Annotated in this window: 17 protein-coding genes; 6 read left to right on the top strand and 11 right to left on the bottom strand. The window is 29.3% G+C overall.

Annotation, left to right across the window (positions count from 1 at the left end; translation table 11 throughout):
* Window positions 1-131 precede the first annotated feature (131 nt).
* The 4 genes from BLU40_RS14430 to BLU40_RS14415 are packed head-to-tail and all read right to left on the bottom strand — an operon-like array spanning window position 132 to window position 3,948.
* Complete coding sequence (locus tag BLU40_RS14430) at window positions 132-554, bottom strand: secondary thiamine-phosphate synthase enzyme YjbQ (protein WP_090125107.1); 423 nt, start codon at window positions 552-554, stop codon at window positions 132-134.
* A gap of 3 nt (window positions 555-557) precedes the next feature.
* Window positions 558-1,760, bottom strand: a complete 1,203-nt coding sequence (lhgO, locus tag BLU40_RS14425; RefSeq protein WP_090125104.1) for an L-2-hydroxyglutarate oxidase — start codon at window positions 1,758-1,760, stop codon at window positions 558-560.
* The gene (locus tag BLU40_RS14420) at window positions 1,750-3,060 is read right to left on the bottom strand and encodes an MFS transporter (RefSeq protein ID WP_090125101.1); all 1,311 of its coding nucleotides are present in this window, start codon (window positions 3,058-3,060) and stop codon (window positions 1,750-1,752) included. Before BLU40_RS14420 ends, lhgO begins: the two co-directional genes overlap by 11 nt.
* Before the next feature lie 57 nt (window positions 3,061-3,117).
* Window positions 3,118-3,948 (bottom strand): M48 family metallopeptidase, encoded by an 831-nt coding sequence (locus tag BLU40_RS14415; protein ID WP_090125098.1) that lies wholly within the window; start codon window positions 3,946-3,948, stop codon window positions 3,118-3,120.
* A gap of 76 nt (window positions 3,949-4,024) precedes the next feature.
* Between BLU40_RS14415 and BLU40_RS14410 the strand changes: the two genes are divergently transcribed.
* From BLU40_RS14410 to BLU40_RS14400, 3 genes are all read left to right on the top strand, one after another.
* Window positions 4,025-4,918, top strand: a complete 894-nt coding sequence (locus BLU40_RS14410; protein WP_090125095.1) for an alpha/beta hydrolase — start codon at window positions 4,025-4,027, stop codon at window positions 4,916-4,918.
* A 64-nt stretch (window positions 4,919-4,982) separates the two neighbouring features.
* Window positions 4,983-5,384, top strand: coding sequence for a peptide-methionine (R)-S-oxide reductase MsrB (gene msrB / locus BLU40_RS14405; RefSeq protein WP_090125480.1), 402 nt, complete (start codon window positions 4,983-4,985; stop codon window positions 5,382-5,384).
* Window positions 5,385-5,566: 182 nt separating this feature from the next.
* The gene (locus BLU40_RS14400; protein WP_090125092.1) at window positions 5,567-6,904 is read left to right on the top strand and encodes a sensor histidine kinase; all 1,338 of its coding nucleotides are present in this window, start codon (window positions 5,567-5,569) and stop codon (window positions 6,902-6,904) included.
* 7 nt (window positions 6,905-6,911) lie between these two features.
* On the opposite strand, the gene BLU40_RS14395 is transcribed toward BLU40_RS14400, so the two are convergent.
* Window positions 6,912-8,600, bottom strand: a complete 1,689-nt coding sequence (locus BLU40_RS14395) for an FAD-dependent oxidoreductase (RefSeq protein ID WP_090125090.1) — start codon at window positions 8,598-8,600, stop codon at window positions 6,912-6,914.
* 278 nt (window positions 8,601-8,878) lie between these two features.
* On the opposite strand from BLU40_RS14395, the gene ffh reads away from it, so the two are divergent.
* Complete coding sequence (gene ffh / locus BLU40_RS14390) at window positions 8,879-10,210, top strand: signal recognition particle protein (protein WP_090125086.1); 1,332 nt, start codon at window positions 8,879-8,881, stop codon at window positions 10,208-10,210.
* A 52-nt stretch (window positions 10,211-10,262) separates the two neighbouring features.
* Entirely contained in the window at window positions 10,263-11,138 is an 876-nt protein-coding gene (locus BLU40_RS14385; protein WP_090125083.1) for a bifunctional 5,10-methylenetetrahydrofolate dehydrogenase/5,10-methenyltetrahydrofolate cyclohydrolase, read from the top strand.
* 53 nt (window positions 11,139-11,191) lie between these two features.
* On the opposite strand, the gene BLU40_RS14380 is transcribed toward BLU40_RS14385, so the two are convergent.
* From BLU40_RS14380 to BLU40_RS14370, 3 genes are all read right to left on the bottom strand, one after another.
* Window positions 11,192-11,554, bottom strand: a complete 363-nt coding sequence (locus BLU40_RS14380) for a cupin domain-containing protein (RefSeq protein ID WP_090125080.1) — start codon at window positions 11,552-11,554, stop codon at window positions 11,192-11,194.
* 15 nt (window positions 11,555-11,569) lie between these two features.
* A complete protein-coding gene (locus BLU40_RS14375) occupies window positions 11,570-12,133 on the bottom strand; it encodes a hypothetical protein (protein ID WP_090125077.1) in 564 nt (187 codons plus the stop codon).
* Between the two features lie 69 nt (window positions 12,134-12,202).
* Window positions 12,203-13,714 (bottom strand): helicase HerA-like domain-containing protein, encoded by a 1,512-nt coding sequence (locus tag BLU40_RS14370; RefSeq protein ID WP_090125074.1) that lies wholly within the window; start codon window positions 13,712-13,714, stop codon window positions 12,203-12,205.
* 105 nt (window positions 13,715-13,819) lie between these two features.
* Between BLU40_RS14370 and BLU40_RS14365 the strand changes: the two genes are divergently transcribed.
* Window positions 13,820-14,452, top strand: a complete 633-nt coding sequence (locus BLU40_RS14365) for a 7-carboxy-7-deazaguanine synthase QueE (RefSeq protein WP_175454803.1) — start codon at window positions 13,820-13,822, stop codon at window positions 14,450-14,452.
* Here BLU40_RS14365 and cmk read toward each other — a convergent pair.
* The 3 genes from cmk to BLU40_RS14350 all read right to left on the bottom strand — a co-directional run bounded on the left by cmk (window position 14,449) and on the right by BLU40_RS14350 (window position 16,760).
* On the bottom strand, window positions 14,449-15,141 hold the full coding sequence (gene cmk, locus BLU40_RS14360; RefSeq protein ID WP_090125071.1) for a (d)CMP kinase: 693 nt from the start codon (window positions 15,139-15,141) through the stop codon (window positions 14,449-14,451). The two genes, BLU40_RS14365 and cmk, sit on opposite strands and share 4 nt — an antisense overlap.
* 6 nt (window positions 15,142-15,147) lie before the next feature.
* A complete protein-coding gene (gene porQ, locus BLU40_RS14355; RefSeq protein WP_090125069.1) occupies window positions 15,148-16,158 on the bottom strand; it encodes a type IX secretion system protein PorQ in 1,011 nt (336 codons plus the stop codon).
* Window positions 16,159-16,250: 92 nt separating this feature from the next.
* A complete protein-coding gene (locus tag BLU40_RS14350; protein ID WP_090125066.1) occupies window positions 16,251-16,760 on the bottom strand; it encodes a GNAT family N-acetyltransferase in 510 nt (169 codons plus the stop codon).
* Window positions 16,761-17,353: the final 593 nt, after the last annotated feature.

Below are 17,353 nucleotides of genomic sequence, written 5' to 3'. Positions count from 1 at the left end.
ATTTAAATCTGTTTATACTTCAAATATATTAGTTTAAGACTTAGAAAACAAATTTATTCCGTTAAAATGGAATATAATTAAATACAACCTTAAAAAGGAATAAACCCAAATATAACCTTAAAAAGGAATAACTAAACTCCAAAAGCAGTAATTACCAACTTTCTTGATCCTCCAAAATCTCTATGTTCACATAAATAAATTCCTTGCCAAGTACCTAAGTTTAAACGCCCATTTGTTATTGGAATTTGAATAGAAGGTCCTAATAATGAAGCTTTAATATGAGCTGGCATATCATCCGATCCTTCGTAAGTATGAATATAATAAGGCATATTTTCAGGAACCATTTTATTAATATGACTTTCAAAATCTACACGTACCGATGGATCTGCATTTTCATTAATAGTTAAACTAGCCGAAGTATGCTTAATAAAAACTTGTAATTGACCAGTTTTAATTTGATTTAATTCAGCAATTGAATTTTCAATTTCATTAGTTATTAAATGAAAACCTCTTTTAGCAGGTTTCAACTGAATTTCTTTTTGAAAAAATTTCATAAATTATTTAATTACATGTTCAACTATTTCATCTGCAATTGCCAAACAAGCAGTTGCCGCAGGAGAAGGAGCATTTATAACATGAATATTATTGTTGTGTTTCATTATTTTAAAATCATCAACCATATTACCATCAAAATCAATAGCTTGTGCTCTAACTCCAGCCCTAGCAGGTTGAATATCATTTACAGTTATTGAGGGCATTAATTTTTGAAGTTCTTTTACAAACAAACGCTTAGAAAAGGCTCTTTTATATTCATCAATTCCTTTGCGCCAATGTTTACCAAATAATTTCCAAGTACCTCTAAATGTTAACGCTTCAAAAGTATCCTTTAAACTAAAGCTAGTACGGTAATAGCCTTCACGCTTAAATGTAAAAACAGCATTTGGCCCACATTCAATACTACCATCAACCATTCTTGTAAAGTGAACTCCTAAAAATGGAAATTTTGGATCAGGAACTGGATATACAAGATTTTTAATTTTATACGATGCTTCTGGAGTTAACTCAAAATAATCTCCTCGAAAACCAACAATATGAACATCTAATTTTAAATCGTCTTTTTCGGCAATTCTATCCGATTGCAAGCCGGTACAAAAAACAACCTTTTCAGCAATAAAATCTTTTGTTGAAGTTTTTAAAATAGAATTATTTTTTTTAGAAATTACTTCTAATACTTCACAGTTTGAAATAAAAGTACTGTTTGAATTAATTTCAACAATACTTTTTACAAAAGCTTTACACAGCCCAACATAATCTATAATACCTGCTGTTGGAACCCAAATTGCTTTTACTCCTTTAATAAAAGGTTCTTTTTTGTTTAATTCTTCTGAAGACAAATAACAAATACCCGCTGTTTTATTTTCAATTCCTCGGTTAAAAATATTTTCCAACATTGGAAGTTCTTCATTTTTTGTAGCAACAATTATTTTACCACAAACATCGTGAGTAACATTATTTTTTTTTGAATAGTTTACTAACTGTGTATGCCCGTTTTTACAATTTTTAGCTTTATATGATCCAGGCTTGTAGTAAATACCAGAATGCATTACACCAGAGTTTCTACCAGTTTGGTGCTTGGCAACACTATTTTCTTTTTCTAAAACGGCAATACTCTTTGCAGGAAATTGAAGTTGTAATTTATACGCTGTAGCTAAACCAACTACACCACCACCCACAATAATAAAATCATATTTATTGCACATACTTTGTTTTTCCAACAAAGTTCAGCAAAACAACCGATATTAAAAAGAAAACTGCCAAAAACAATACACTATATTGCATTGAACCAAAAATTGAATTTAATAACCCAAATCCAAACATACCTATAACAATTGCAATTTTTTCGGTTACATCATAAAAACTAAAATATGTTGCGTGATCTTTAGTATCTGGTAATAATTTAGAATATGTAGATCGTGATAATGATTGAATTGCCCCCATAACCAAACCTATTAATGCTCCAAGGCCATAAAAATAAAGATTAATATTCTCTTGCTTTTTATCTAACATAAAAGCAATGAAACAAACTGCACCCCAAATTATAATAGTTAACATTAAAGCTTTTATATTTCCAATTATTTTAGATAGTCTTGAAAACAAAAATGCTCCAGCAATACCTACAAACTGAACTAATATAATAACTAAAATTAAATCTGAAGTTGGTAAACCTAGTTCTTTGCTCCCAAAAATACCTGCCATTAAAATAATGGTTTGCACCCCAACACTAAACATAAAAAAAGAACTCAAAAAGAATTTTAATTCTGGATGTTGTTTTAACTCTTTTAAAACCAGTTTTAACTCGTAAAATCCTTTCCAAATAAAATCCTTAGCTGGTTTTTTATTGTATACATTATTTGGTAATCTTCTATAGGTAATTTGTGCAAAGCCAAACCACCAAACACCTACAACTACAAATGTAAGTCTAGATGCCATTGCTTTACTTTCCAAACCTAGCAAGTCGAAATTATTTATAGCAAACAAGCAAGTTGTTAATAACAGAATTGATCCTAAATAGCCTAACATAAATCCTTTAGCACTTACTTTATCCTGATCTTCAGGATGCGCAACTTCGGGTAAATAAGCATTGTAAAAAACAATACTTCCCCAAAAACCAATACTAGCAAAAATAGTTGCTAAAATTCCTATCCATAGTGTATCTTTTCCTTCAAAAAAGTATAAACTTGCTACAGAAATAGAACCTAGTAGGCAGAAAAATTTTAAAAATTTTAGTTTGTTTCCTGTATAATCTGCAATTCCAGATAAAATAGGCGAAATAAATGCTACAATTAAAAAAGAAAATGCCAACGTATAGTTATACAATGTTGTTGGATTCCATTGTGTACCTAAAAAAGTAATTTGACCTTCAACATTCTGAAATGCCTCTGTTAAACCACTATAATAAATAGGAAAAACTGCTGTGCTAATAACTAATGAATATACTGAATTTGCCCAATCGTAAAATGCCCAAGCATTTATCAATTTTTTATCTCCTTTTTTTAACATAATAAAAAAACCGTTCTCTTTTAAAGAACGGTTCAATATACTATATTTTTTATTCAATTACTGCTTTGAATTGGCAGGTAATTGCTGCGTGCTATATTTTTTGGCTAATACCATAGCTGTAGGTAAAAATGCTCTTAAATTTTTAATACGTGTTTGATTTGAAGGGTGTGTACTTAAAAATTCTGGTGGTGCTTTTGAAGCGTCTGCTCTTTGGCTCATTCTAATCCATACATTAACAGCTTCTTCTGGCTTGTAACCAGCCATAATCATAAAAACCATTCCTAATTTATCTGCTTCAGTTTCGTGAGTTCTACTGTATGCAAGCATACCTAATTGAGAACCTACCCCGTAAGCCATATTCCATAATTCTCTAGCTTTTGGATCTTTATTTGCTGTTCCAACTGCAACAGCTACACCTCCTAATTGCTGAGCATAAGCAGATGTCATACGTTCTTGACCATGTTTTGCAAATGCATGAGCTACTTCGTGCCCCATAACAGCTGCAATTCCATCAGTATTTGCACAAATTGGTAAAATACCTGTGTAAAAAACAACTTTACCTCCTGGCATACACCAAGCATTTACCGTATTATCATTAATTAAATTAAATTCCCATCTATAATTATTTGCTTCGCTAACCATATTATTGGCTCTCATAAATTTATCTACTGCTTTTGAAATTCTTATACCAACAGATTGAATTTCGTTTGTTTTTCTAGCATCTGTAGAAATTTTATTTTCCTTTAAAAAGGTACTATACTGCGCAAAACTCGATGGCAATATTTGAGCATCACTAACTAAATTAATTCTTTTTCTTCCTGTAATAGGCACTGTACTACAGCTTACCATAAATATTACAAGTAGAGATAATGCTATAATTTTTTTCATTTTTCAGTTTTTTTAATGGGTTGGTTATTTATAAAAATACAAATTCTATATTTACGGGCAAAATAAACATTTTTAAATGAGTACAGCCAAAAGTTCGAAAAAACCTATAAACAATGGAATACAAGTACCAAAGGTTTTTATAATAATAGGACACACATTACAAGCTATAAGTCACAATTGGGCTACACTATACGCAATTCGGTTATTTAAAACTCCTTTTAGGTTTAAAACACCTGAACGAGAATTAAAAATGAAAACAAGCTCAAAAATTTCTAAACATTTAATTTCTTCACTTAATAAAGAAATTACTACCTACAGCTATGGAAGTTCTAAGAGAAAAATTTTATTAGTACATGGTTGGTCTGGTAGAGGAACACAACTTTACAAAATTGCAGATAAATTAATAGAAAATGATTTTATGACCATTAGTTTTGATGCTCCTGCACACGGAAACTCTAGTGGAAAAACAACTATGATGCCCGAATTTGTGGCTTCGATTATACAATTAGAAAAAGAATTTGGTCCTTTTGAATTTGCAATTGGACACTCCTTAGGTGCAATGGCTGTTTTAAATGCCGCAAAAAAAGATTTAAACGTACAAAAAATAATATCAATTGGATCTGGTGATATTATTACCGATATCATTACTAATTTCACTCAAAAATTAAAATTAAAGCCAATTATAATTACTAAAATGAAAGAGTATTTTTTCAAAAATTTTGGTAAAGATATTGATACCTACTCAGCTAGTATTTCAGCAAAAGAAGTAAAAGTACCCACATTAATTATACATGATACCGACGACAAAGAAGTTTCTGTAAGTTGTGCTCATAATATTCGTCAAAATTTACAACAAGGTGAAATTTTAATTACAAATGGTTTAGGCCATAACCGTATTTTAAAAGACGATTTTGTTATAGAACGAATAGTTGAATTTATTAATAGAGATAATTATCATGAACAACTTTAGTAAAGTATTTCTTGTTTGCATTTTATTTTCAAACATTGCATTTTCACAAAAAAAACAATCTAAAATGATTAAAAAAGTTATTAAAACAGAACAAGAATGGAAAGAAGAATTAACACCTCAAGAGTATTATGTTTTAAGGCAAAAAGGTACCGATAGGCCAAGTGAAGAAGGATTAACAGCTCATTTTGAAAAAGGTACTTACCATTGTGCTGCTTGTGATTTACAATTGTTTGAATCTGGGAGTAAATTTGAATCTCATTGTGGATGGCCTTCTTTTGATGATGCTATTGAAGGTACCGTAAACTATGTAAAAGATATTAGCCACGGAATGATTAGAACAGAAATTATTTGTGCTGCTTGTGATGGACATTTAGGTCATATTTTTGATGATGGCCCAAAAGATACTACAGGAAAAAGGTTTTGTGTAAACACAAGCTCTATTAAATTTGTAAAATCTGATAAATAACGTTGAAAAACCATTCCTTTTTAAATTTTCTTATAACTAAAAATCCTTTTTAAATTATAAACTTTTAAAACTATAAGAGTTTGTTAAACAATAGGGCAAGAACTTTATTTTAGTTAAATTTACTTATTCAATAGCCGAATATTCATTTATTAATTAATTAGTTCTACCTAAGACTATTACCTATGTTATGGGAGTTTTACCATAAAAAATTAAACTATTTTGTTAGCTCAAATTGGAGTATTGACAAGAAAAGAAAATATCGCCAAACAACTGGTGTTGTATTTACTTGTGCTGTTTTTGCTTTTTCTAGTTTAATATTGGCTATTTATTACAATTTATTATACGCAACTGTTTTAGAGGTTTTAAATATTGCTTTTTGTTTTTATTCTTTTAAATTATTAAAAGACAAAAAAATAATTCGAACACAAAAATTAGGCATTTACTATTTCCAAATTCAAGTTTTTATTACTGCCGTTTTATTTTCTACACCATTTACAAATACATTTGCTTGGTCCTACCCTTTATTACTTGTAACAATATATCCTGTTGTAGCTGCATTGTTTGATTTGAGCATTATTAAACACTTTGTAATTGCATTTCTACAAATTGTAGCATTTCAAATTCTGTTTAATTTGGTTCCGAATCTATTTTTTAGCAATATAGATTTATTTCAACAAAATGATGAATTTCTAATTAAAACAGTTTCATTTACTTATCTAATTTTATTCAATACCACAATTGTTTACCTCATTTATAAGGAGCAAGTTTTTGCTAAAGAAAAGGTAATACATATTTCAAAAACTCTAAAAAGAAAAAATAGTAGAATTGAAGAACTTAATCATTCTAAAGACAGGCTTTTTTCAATTATTTCACACGATTTAAGAAGCCCTTTTAATAGTATAATTGGGTTTTCAAATTTATTACTGGAATCGAAAGATTTAACTAAAAAAGAACGTTCATATTCTGAAATTATTAATAAAAGTTCTAAAGGTACTTTAACATTGATAGATAATTTATTGTACTGGTCCAAATCTCAATTAAAATCTATACAGCCTAACTTTAAAACTCATAAAATTAAAGCAATAATTAATGATGTTATTGAAAGTATAGAAGCTACCGCACTTCAAAAAAATATAATAATTGTAAACCATGTTAATCAAGAAATTACTGGTTTTGTAGATGCCAATTTAATTCAAATAATTATTAGAAATTTAATTACAAATAGTATTAAATTTTCAAACAATAATGGAATTGTTAAAGTTAATGCTATTCAAGAAACGGATAAAATTAGATTTTCTGTTTCAGATAATGGCATTGGAATAGAAAAAGGCGTGCTACTAAATATTTTTACTCAAAATGTATCTAAACCTGGCACAAATAATGAAAAAGGAAGTGGTTTGGGTTTATTTTTATGCAAAGAGTTTGTAAAACTGCACAATGGTAAAATTTGGATAGAAAGTGAAAAAGGAAAAGGGACAGTAGTTTTCTTTACCATCCCTTTATATCATTCTAAAAACTAATTAATTATTAGCTTAACTCTACCTTTTTAGGCATTTCAATATTACTGCTATACATTTGCCATAGTTTAAAACCTCCTGCAACGTTTACAATATTGTTAATATTATTATGGCGTAAAATTAATTCTGCCAAATAACCTCTTAATCCTTTTTGACAAAATATAATTACTGGCTTATTTTGTTGTTTTATAACATCTACATTCTTTCTCAAACTATCTAAAGGATAATTTAAAGAACCAGGAATAGTACCTTTTTCAAACTCTACAACCGTTCTTGCATCAATTAATAAATAGTTCTCTTTATTATTTTTTTCTAAATAGCTTTCTAATTCTTCTACAGAAATTTGACTACTATTACTGTTTAATATGTTTTCTGTAGCATAACTTGTTACAACTATTGGATCTTTAGCTGGAGAAAATGGTGGTGCATAAGCTAAATCTAATTGAGCTAAATCATCCATTTTTAATTTTGCATAAATAGCTGTACTTAATACATCAACTCTTTTATCTACTCCTACTTCTCCAAATAACTCTGCTCCTAAAATTTCCTGAGTTTCTGCGTTGTAATATATTTCGGTAATTAAATCTTTTGGATTTGGATAATATCCAGGTGTAGAACCTGCAACGGTTAATACAGTTTTATAAGGAATATTTAAATTATCTAAAGCCTTTGGATTTAAACCTGTTCTTGCCAATGTGTAATCAAATACCTTTACAATTGCAGTTTTATAAGCACCTTTAAATTCTATATTTCTACCAACAGCATTTGCTCCTGCAGCTCTACCAGCTTTGTTTGAATGCGTTCCTAAAGGAAAATAATCATATTCTCCTGTTTGAATATTTTTTATTGAAACATTGTCTCCTGCTGCATAAACATCTTTAATAGATGTTTCCATTAATTTATTAACTTTTAATGCTCCATTACCAATATGCTCAGCTCCTTCTTTAAGTAATAAATCGGTATTAGGTTTAATTCCAACGCTTAAAACCACAAAATCTGTAGCTACCGTTTTACCGCCTTTAATTTTAACAGCTTTAATTCTACCTTCATTATTAATTTCGAATTCAGAAACTAAACTAGAGTTTAAAACTTCTATTCCTTCATTTTTTAAAATAGTTTCAGCAAAAATTCCAAATTTTTGTTGCCACATATTTAAAACCTGCTTATCACCTTCTATTAAAGTAACTTGCTTTCCAGCGTCCTTTAAGTTTTCTGCAACTTCAATACCAATTAATCCAGCACCAATAACTGTTACATGCTTAGATGTTTCGGCCATTCCTTCGGCCATTATTTTATCAAAATCTACCATAGATCTACAAGTAGACCAATTTGTTGCTAAATTTATGTTTTTAATTGGCGGAACAACAGATTTTGCACCTGTTGCAAAAATTAACTTATCATACTTGTAATCTTTCTTTTGAGAATAAACAACTTTATTAGTCGTATCGATATTAACAACTTCTTCATTTAACTTAACATCTACATTAAATCTATTTTGAAGTAATTCTGGTTTAACAACAATTAATTTTTCTCTATTTTCAATAACTCCTGATATTGCATAAGGCATTCCGCAAGTTGCATAACTAATGTTAGCACCTTTTTCAAATAGTATAATTTCAGCATTTTCATTCTCTCTTCTTGCTTTTGCAGCTGCAGATGGTCCTGCTGATAATCCTCCTATAACTATAATTCTTTCCATTGTTATAATAATTTTACACAAATTTCACACTAAAAAATAACTTATACTGTAATGATTATTACTATAACGTTTTCATGGTAATAATTAATTAGTGTAAGATATTTAAGTACTACAAAGCTAGTTATTATAGGGCTTTTAACAATTTAATTTACGCATTGAATTCACCTTAAAAAAAGCTTTAAAATACTTTCTTTACTAATAGTATAAAATGATGATTTGAAAAAATAACTTTAATACATTTTTACTACCTTTGCATTTCTTAAAATTGAAGCCAGAATATGTTTAATAATTTAAGCGATAAGTTAGATAAAGCTCTTCACGTACTAAAAGGGCACGGAAAAATTACTGAAGTTAATGTTGCAGAAACTTTAAAAGAAGTTCGTAGAGCTCTTTTAGATGCCGATGTTAACTTTAAAATAGCAAAAAACTTTACTAAAACTGTTAAAGAAAAAGCTTTAGGACAAGATGTACTTACATCATTAAATCCTAGCCAATTAATGGTTAAACTTGTTAAAGACGAATTAACTGAGTTAATGGGTGGTGAAACTGTAGGTATTAACCTTTCAGGAAATCCAACTGTTATATTAATGTCTGGTTTACAAGGTTCTGGTAAAACAACATTTTCTGGTAAACTAGCAAATTATTTAAAAACTAAAAAAACAAAACAAGTTTTATTAGTTGGTTGTGATGTATATAGACCTGCAGCAATAAATCAATTACAAGTTGTTGGAGAACAAATTGGTGTTGAAGTATATGCTGAAGTTGGAAATCAAAACCCTGTTGAAATTTCTCAAAACGCATTAAAACATGCAAAATCAACTGGTAAAAATGTTGTTATTATTGATACCGCTGGTCGTTTAGCTGTTGATGAAGAAATGATGACAGAGATTTCTAACATTCATAAAGCTGTAAATCCACAAGAAACTTTATTTGTTGTAGATTCTATGACAGGGCAAGATGCTGTAAATACAGCCAAAGCCTTTAATGATATTTTAAATTTTGAAGGTGTTGTTCTTACAAAGTTAGATGGTGATACTCGTGGTGGTGCAGCCTTATCTATTAAATCGGTTGTAGATAAACCTATTAAATTTATTGGTACTGGAGAAAAAATGGAAGCTATTGATGTTTTCCATCCAGATCGTATGGCAGATAGAATATTGGGAATGGGAGATGTTGTTTCGTTAGTGGAACGTGCCCAAGAACAATATGATGAAGAAGAGGCTAGAAAAATTCAGAAAAAAATTGCCAAAAACCAATTCGGTTTTGATGATTTCTTGAAGCAAATTCAACAAATCAAAAAAATGGGTAATATGAAAGACCTGATGGGAATGATTCCTGGGGCTGGTAAAATGATGAAAGATGTTGATATAGATGATGATGCTTTTAAAGGTATTGAAGCAATTATACATTCTATGACTCCTGGAGAAAGAGAAGAACCTAAAACAATTAACGCAAGTAGAAAAAAGCGAATTGCAAAAGGATCTGGAACTTCAATACAAGAAGTAAATCAATTGCTTAAACAATTTGGCCAAATGAGTAAAATGATGAAAATGATGCAAGGTGGTGGAGGCCGAAAAATGATGCAAATGATGAAAGGAATGGGAAATTAAATTCTAAAGCAAGCTAAACACTTGCTTTTTTTTATATAATAACAATACACTAATGACACTACTAGACGGAAAAAAAACTTCAGCAGATTTAAAAATAGAAATTGCTGAATCTGTAAAAGAAATTAAATCTCAAGGTAAAAAAACACCACATTTAGCAGCTATTTTAGTTGGAACAGATGGTGCTAGTATGACTTATGTAAATGCTAAAGTTAAAGCCTGTGAATTAGTTGGATTTAATTCTACTTTGGTTGACCTACCTGAAGAAACTTCAGAAGAAACACTATTAAACGAAATTGATAAGCTTAACAATAATGATGATATTGATGGTTTTATAGTTCAACTACCATTACCAAAGCATATTGATGAGCAAAAAGTTTTAATGGCTGTAAATCCAGATAAAGATGTTGATGGGTTTCACCCAACTAATGTTGGTAGAATGACTTTAGATTTACCTGCTTTTTTACCTGCAACACCATTTGGTATTTTAGAATTATTAGAACGCTACAATGTTAAAACTTCAGGGAAAAATGTAGTTGTAATTGGTAGAAGTCATATTGTTGGTAGACCAATGAGTATTTTAATGAGTCAGAAACGTGCTGCTGGTGATGCAACAGTAACTGTTGCACATAGTAGAACCAAAAACTTAAAAGAACTTTGTTTACAAGCCGATATTATTATTGCTGCCTTAGGTATTCCAGAGTTTTTAACTGGTGATATGGTAAAAGAAGATGTTACTGTGGTTGATGTTGGTATTACTAGAGTTGCTGACGATACAAAAAAACGTGGTTATAGATTGGCTGGTGATGTAGATTTTAACAGTGTAAGTCCTAAATGTTCTTATATTACTCCTGTACCAGGTGGTGTTGGACCAATGACTATTGCAATGCTTATGAAAAATACTTTATTAGCTTGTGAAAGAAAAGGCTAAAAAGCACAAACATATATTACATAAAAAAGGCTTCATTAAAAATGAAGCCTTTTTTATTCTTCTCTATGTACCAAATCCATAGAAAAAGCAGGTAAACAAACCGAAAGGTATTTACACTCTTCATCAAACGGATTAGAATATTTAATTCGTGTTCCTTTTAATATTTTTATAGATTGCCCTTTTTCTAAAACAATAATTTCTCCATCTATGTTAAATTGTTTTTTTCCTTCAATAATATAAGTATATTCATCAAATTCAGGGTTTTGAAAAGGTTCTGTCCATTTTGGAGGAGCAACCATATATGCTATACTAATTTCAGATAAAATTGTAGCATTTCCAAAATGCTCTTCAATTAACTTACCATCTGTTGTTGGAACAATAAAAGGTTTATTTTGAATTTGATATTTCTTACTCATTTTGCAACAAATAGTTTAATTAAACCAAATTGTAAAATATTTTACTTTAGCTATATCTGGAATTTGATCTATTGAAATTTCTTCTCTACTAAAACTATTTAAACCTAGGTCTTTTTTGTCTATAGCTATTGTTGCATTCAATTCATCAATAAATAAAGTTGCAGAAGTTAGTGTAGTTTCCACTTTATTTACCATATAGTTTTCATTTATATCTTTAAAAGTAGATTGTAATGAAATTCCTTTATCCGTTTTATAATTTACATCAAAAATTTGTATACTTTTTATTTTAGATAATGAGTCCTGTTGCTTTTGAGGTGCAATTTCCAATAATTTATTCCCTTCTTTAGAATACACAATAAACTCATCTGTCTCATTAGAAAACAATTCTTTATCTTTTTCTGCATGCAATATTGATACTAGAGAATCGTTTTCGAAAATAGTTGTTAACTGTTCAACTTTTGTGTTTTTATCTAACAATCCAACTTTTCCTTTTTCAACAATGTATTTACTTTCATTAGAACATTGAATAAACAGAACTAGCATTACCAAAACAGGTGCTATTTTTTTTAAAATATACATATACAATTTAATTTTACCATACCATACACTATAACGTGTATTAAACCAATTTATTTAATAAACTTTCGTTTATATAACTCTTTTTAAAATACCTAAAACACCTCTAATAAATGTAGCACTTGTAACTACCTTTAATATAGGATTCATTCGTGTACTACTTCTTCTACTCGAACTTCTTTTAGATTTTGAAGCTTCTTTCTTTTTCTTTGCAACTTCTTCTTTTTCGTTAATATCTTCTATTTTTTTATTTAAAATTTCATAAGCGCTATCTCTATCAATTGCCTCTTCGTATTTTTCATAAAGTTTAGAGTTTTCAATTAACGTTTCTAACTCTTTTTGACTTAACACATCCATTCTACTCATTGGAGCTCTCATCATAGTTGCAGCCAATGGTGTTGGAATACCTTTTTCGTTTAAAGCTGAAACAAATGCTTCTCCAATACCTAACTGTGTTAAAGATTCATCAACATCATAATACTCAGAGTCTGGATAGTTTTCAGCTGCTAACTTAATAGCTTTTCTATCTTTAGCAGTAAAAGCTCTTAACGCATGTTGAACTTTTAAACCTAGTTGCGCCAATACATCTTCTGGAACATCTTTTGGGTTTTGCGTTACAAAAAACAATCCAATTCCTTTTGAGCGTATTAGCTTAACAATACTTTCAATTTGCGAAAGTAATGCTTTTGAAGCTTCTTTAAATATTAAATGTGCTTCATCTATAAAAATAACTAATTCAAGTTTACCACTATCACCTTGCTCAGGAAATGTAGAATAAACTTCAGCCAATAATTGTAACATAAATGTTGAAAATAACTTTGGCTTATCTTGAATATCTGTTAATCGCAATATCGAAATTACACCCTTATCGTCAACCTTTCTAACTAAGTCTTTTACTTCAAAAGATTTTTCTCCAAAAAACAAATCACCTCCTTGTTGTTCTAACTCAACCAACTTTCTTAAAATTGCTCCTGTACTCATAGATGAAATTCTACCATATTCAGCTTGAATTTCTTCTTTTCCTTCATCAGTTGCAAATTGTAATATTTTTTTGAAGTCTTTTAAATCTAATAAAGGTAATTTATTATCATCGCAATATTTAAAAATAATAGAAACTATACCACTTTGTGCTACCGTTAAATCTAAAATTCTAGATAATAACACTGGCCCAAATTCAGAAATAGTAGCTCTTAATCTTGTTCCTTCTTGTTCAGAAATGGTTAAAACTTCAACTGGAAATTCTTTTGCTTCAAAAGGTAAGCCAATTGCTGCGTGACGTTCATCAATTTTTGGATGACCTGGGCTCGCTTTTGCCAATCCACTCAAGTCACCTTTTATATCCATTAACAAAACCGGCACACCCTTTTCTGAAAGATTTTCGGCCATAACTTGCAACGTTTTTGTTTTACCAGTACCGGTTGCTCCAGCTATTAACCCGTGTCTATTCAATGTTTTAAGCGGTACTTTTACAAATGCATCCTTAATAGTTTCACCGTCTAACATTGCAGATCCAAACACCAAACTATCTCCTTTTGCCTTGTATCCTTCCGTTATATGATTAAAAAAAGCTTCTTTTCTATCCATTTCTAATATTTTTGATAAAAATAGCACATATAAATCAAATTAAAAATTTCAACAGATAATTAGTTGCAATTATTTATAATTGGTACTAATAGTTATATTTGCAAAATGATTGATAACAAAGTACAACAACTAATTGATAAAGGTGAAATGTTACCTTTAATGGAAGAATTCTATACTATTCAAGGTGAAGGTTCGCATACTGGTAAAGCTGCATATTTTATAAGAATTGGAGGTTGTGATGTTGGTTGCCATTGGTGCGATGTTAAAGAAAGTTGGAATGCAAAATTACACCCACCAACCAAAACTGACCTTATTGTTGAAAATGCAGGCAAATATGCGAATACAGTTGTTATTACTGGTGGTGAACCATTAATGTGGAGTTTAGATTATATTACCCGTAAACTACAAAACAGTAGTATTAAAACTCATATAGAAACTTCAGGTGCGTATCCACTTTCTGGTAAATGGGACTGGATTTGTTTATCACCTAAAAAAACAAAATTACCTTTAAAAGGTATTTATTCTGAAGCGCACGAGTTAAAAATAATAATTTCTAATAAACACGATTTTATTTTTGCTGAAGAACAAGCCTCGAAGGTTTCTGATACTTGTGAGTTATATTTACAACCTGAGTGGAGCAAAAGAGATAAAATGACTGAACAAATTGTAGAGTATGTAATGAATAATCCTAAATGGAAAATTTCTTTACAAACTCATAAGTACTTAAATATACCTTAAGCCTCTTTTAGTTTATTTTCTACTATTTCTAATACTTTTTTAAATTGTTCTTCTAACGTTAAATTAGAATTATCAATCTCAATAGCGTCTTTTGCTTTTACTAAAGGAGAATCATCTCTTGTAGAATCTATATGATCTCGTAATTGAACATTTTCTAATATTTCTTGGTACGATACTTTATCACCGCGTTTAGAAAGTTCATCGAACCTTCTTTTCGCTCTTGTATCAGCAGAAGCATTCATAAAAAGTTTTAAAGCTGCATTAGGAAAAACAACAGTACCAATATCTCTACCGTCCATAACTATCCCCTTTTCTAATCCCATTCTTTGCTGTTGTTCAACTAGTTTTCTTCTTACCTCAGAAATTTCAGCAATTCTACTAACAAAATTAGAAACTTCAATAGATCTAATAACTTTCTCTACATTCTCTCCATTTAAATAAGCCTCTCCAAAACCTAGTTTTTCATTAAACTTAAAACTTAATTCAATAGAATTTAAAGAATTTATTAATTTCTCTTTCTCAAATTTGTTTTCAGAAATAAGTTTATTCCGCATTGCAAATAAAGTTACAGCTCTATACATTGCCCCAGTATCTACATATACATAAGATAACTTTTGTGCTATTTGTTTAGCTAACGTACTTTTTCCTGTTGATGAAAAGCCATCAATCGCAATAATTATTTTTTTCAATGAATTCTATTCTAAATTTATTAATAAACTAAATGTACTTGTATTAGATGCTGGGTGATATTTCGAAAATGCATAATTAAACTTTAATTTTCTCATAGTAATTCCAAAACCAGCTGTAAATCCAGCAAATGTTCTTTTATCTACAAGCATCATTTCTTTAGATCTTCTAAAGTTATAACCTAAACGCAAATTAAATAATCCTTCAGGAAAAATTTCTGCACCAACAGATAAATGTCTAAAAGTATTATCTAAAAAAGAAATATCTTCTTCAGTTTCATTTCCATCAATATCCGTACTAACATTAGATGGATTGCTGTAAGCTAATTTCCATTGTTGTAAATTATCAACGGTAAAATGCCAATTAATAGGTACATTTTCTAATTTGTATGAAGCTCCTAATTGAATTTCGAAAGGTAAATCTTCTCTTTCTTCATCATACAATGTAACCTGATAACCTATATTTCTAAGCACAAGGGTAAAACTATATGGCAAATATTCATTATAATACAATAAACTCAAATCCGCTCCAACTCCAAATGAAGAATAATTATCAATTACTGAATTTATCAATTTCACGTTAGCACCAACATAAAAATCTGTTTTAAAAATATTATAGGCATACCCAACAGATACTGCTAAATCATAAGCTTTAAAGATACCTGTTTCATTCCCATCTTCATCGGCACCAATAAATTTTCCATAATTTAAATATGTAATTCCTCCATGTATCGTTCCAAAATTTCTGTTAATTAACTGAGCGTATGAAACAGAAGCTAAATTCACATCAGCCAAATAATTTACATAATTTACAGATAGCTTTCTATCTATACTATTATTTATTGTTGATGGATTCCATAACGGCTGGTTAACATCATCTAATAAAGTTAATACCTTACCTCCTAATGCCGCTTGACGCGCTGAACTAGATAAATTCAAAAAATTATAGATACTTTCACCTCCTACTTGGGCAAATAAACCTTCTGAAACCAATAAAATAAGTATTAGTATTTTTCTCATTATTACTTTGCAAAATAAAACTAATTTAGTTTAATAACTCAATAACTAGAGATTTATTTTTATTAAATAAACTCAATCAAAATAAAAAAGTATTAATTTGATTCTTCATCAATTGCATAAAGCACACCTTCTTTTCCTTCAAAATTAATTTTTTGAATATAAACCATTCCAATTTTAATCAAAACGTTAACCGATCCTATATTATCTTTCATAGCTCTTCCTATAATTCTTTTTAGCTTAAAGTTTTTAAAACCATAATCTATACACGCTTTTGCACTTTCCGTAGCAAAACCATTATTCCAATCTTTTTCAAAAAAACGGAAACCAATATCTGTTTCATTTGCTAATTCATTATATTTTAATCCACACCAACCAATAAATTCATTTGTCTTTTTATTTACTACTGCCCATCTTCCATAACCATTATACTCGTAATCATTATAATTACCTAAAAACTCTTTTGCCTCATCTATACTTTTAAAAGCAGAATCACCAGTATATTTTATAACATTAATATTTAAGTTTAATTTATAAATATTTTCACAATCATCTACATTTAACTCTCTTAAGAAAAGTCGTTTTGTTTCTAAAATTTTTATCATTGCTAATTTTTTAATACAGTAATTAAAACAATACTTATTTTTAAATAAAAATATACATTTAATATATGCATTTGATTTTTTTTTTCAAAGTTCAGCTTATATCATTAAACACAAAAAATAACTATTGCATTTCTCACAGAAAATTTTTATCCCTTTTATCAAGAATTAGCAAAATTATTACCATCAACTTCGGGTATGAAAGGATTCATCAAATTAACCCAAATGGAAGCCTCCTTTACACATGTACTCTCCGAGTGGAACCATCTCTGGCTATTAACACTTATTTATTTTATAATTGCAATAATAACATTAAAATTGAGAGCAATAAACGAACAAACAAAAATTCTAAAAACTCAATAATATTTTGGGCGTGTCGGTAAATAAAAATTTACCGTCGCGTCTTTCGTTAAATCTTTTGCAAAAAAAGCAAAAGGATACCACTTCAACCGTTCACGCAACATTTCAAAAAAAATGTAACTAAACAATACCATTATTAACTCTCCAGTATATAACCTACAAGTACTTATTAAGAGCTATATCTTCAGGCACAAAAGTTAATCTTGATAATGAGCTAAACCAATACAATAAGTATT

It is taken from the genome of Lutibacter oricola, assembly GCF_900106565.1.
Classification (GTDB): domain Bacteria; phylum Bacteroidota; class Bacteroidia; order Flavobacteriales; family Flavobacteriaceae; genus Lutibacter; species Lutibacter oricola.
This window is presented reverse-complemented; position numbering and strand designations above follow the sequence as displayed.

What these genes read in the sequence shown, in the direction of transcription:
- msrB (WP_090125480.1), top strand. Translation starts at nt 4,983, where the DNA reads ATGATTAAAAAAGTTATTAAAACAGAACAAGAATGGAAAGAAGAATTA.
- BLU40_RS14395 (WP_090125090.1), bottom strand. Translation starts at nt 8,600, where the DNA reads ATGGAAAGAATTATAGTTATAGGAGGATTATCAGCAGGACCATCTGCA.
- BLU40_RS14350 (WP_090125066.1), bottom strand. Translation starts at nt 16,760, where the DNA reads ATGATAAAAATTTTAGAAACAAAACGACTTTTCTTAAGAGAGTTAAAT.
- BLU40_RS14400 (WP_090125092.1), top strand. Translation starts at nt 5,567, where the DNA reads ATGTTATGGGAGTTTTACCATAAAAAATTAAACTATTTTGTTAGCTCA.
- BLU40_RS14370 (WP_090125074.1), bottom strand. Translation starts at nt 13,714, where the DNA reads ATGGATAGAAAAGAAGCTTTTTTTAATCATATAACGGAAGGATACAAG.
- BLU40_RS14430 (WP_090125107.1), bottom strand. Translation starts at nt 554, where the DNA reads ATGAAATTTTTTCAAAAAGAAATTCAGTTGAAACCTGCTAAAAGAGGT.
- BLU40_RS14420 (WP_090125101.1), bottom strand. Translation starts at nt 3,060, where the DNA reads ATGTTAAAAAAAGGAGATAAAAAATTGATAAATGCTTGGGCATTTTAC.
- BLU40_RS14375 (WP_090125077.1), bottom strand. Translation starts at nt 12,133, where the DNA reads ATGTATATTTTAAAAAAAATAGCACCTGTTTTGGTAATGCTAGTTCTG.
- BLU40_RS14385 (WP_090125083.1), top strand. Translation starts at nt 10,263, where the DNA reads ATGACACTACTAGACGGAAAAAAAACTTCAGCAGATTTAAAAATAGAA.
- BLU40_RS14380 (WP_090125080.1), bottom strand. Translation starts at nt 11,554, where the DNA reads ATGAGTAAGAAATATCAAATTCAAAATAAACCTTTTATTGTTCCAACA.
- lhgO (WP_090125104.1), bottom strand. Translation starts at nt 1,760, where the DNA reads ATGTGCAATAAATATGATTTTATTATTGTGGGTGGTGGTGTAGTTGGT.
- BLU40_RS14415 (WP_090125098.1), bottom strand. Translation starts at nt 3,948, where the DNA reads ATGAAAAAAATTATAGCATTATCTCTACTTGTAATATTTATGGTAAGC.
- ffh (WP_090125086.1), top strand. Translation starts at nt 8,879, where the DNA reads ATGTTTAATAATTTAAGCGATAAGTTAGATAAAGCTCTTCACGTACTA.
- porQ (WP_090125069.1), bottom strand. Translation starts at nt 16,158, where the DNA reads ATGAGAAAAATACTAATACTTATTTTATTGGTTTCAGAAGGTTTATTT.
- BLU40_RS14410 (WP_090125095.1), top strand. Translation starts at nt 4,025, where the DNA reads ATGAGTACAGCCAAAAGTTCGAAAAAACCTATAAACAATGGAATACAA.
- BLU40_RS14365 (WP_175454803.1), top strand. Translation starts at nt 13,820, where the DNA reads ATGATTGATAACAAAGTACAACAACTAATTGATAAAGGTGAAATGTTA.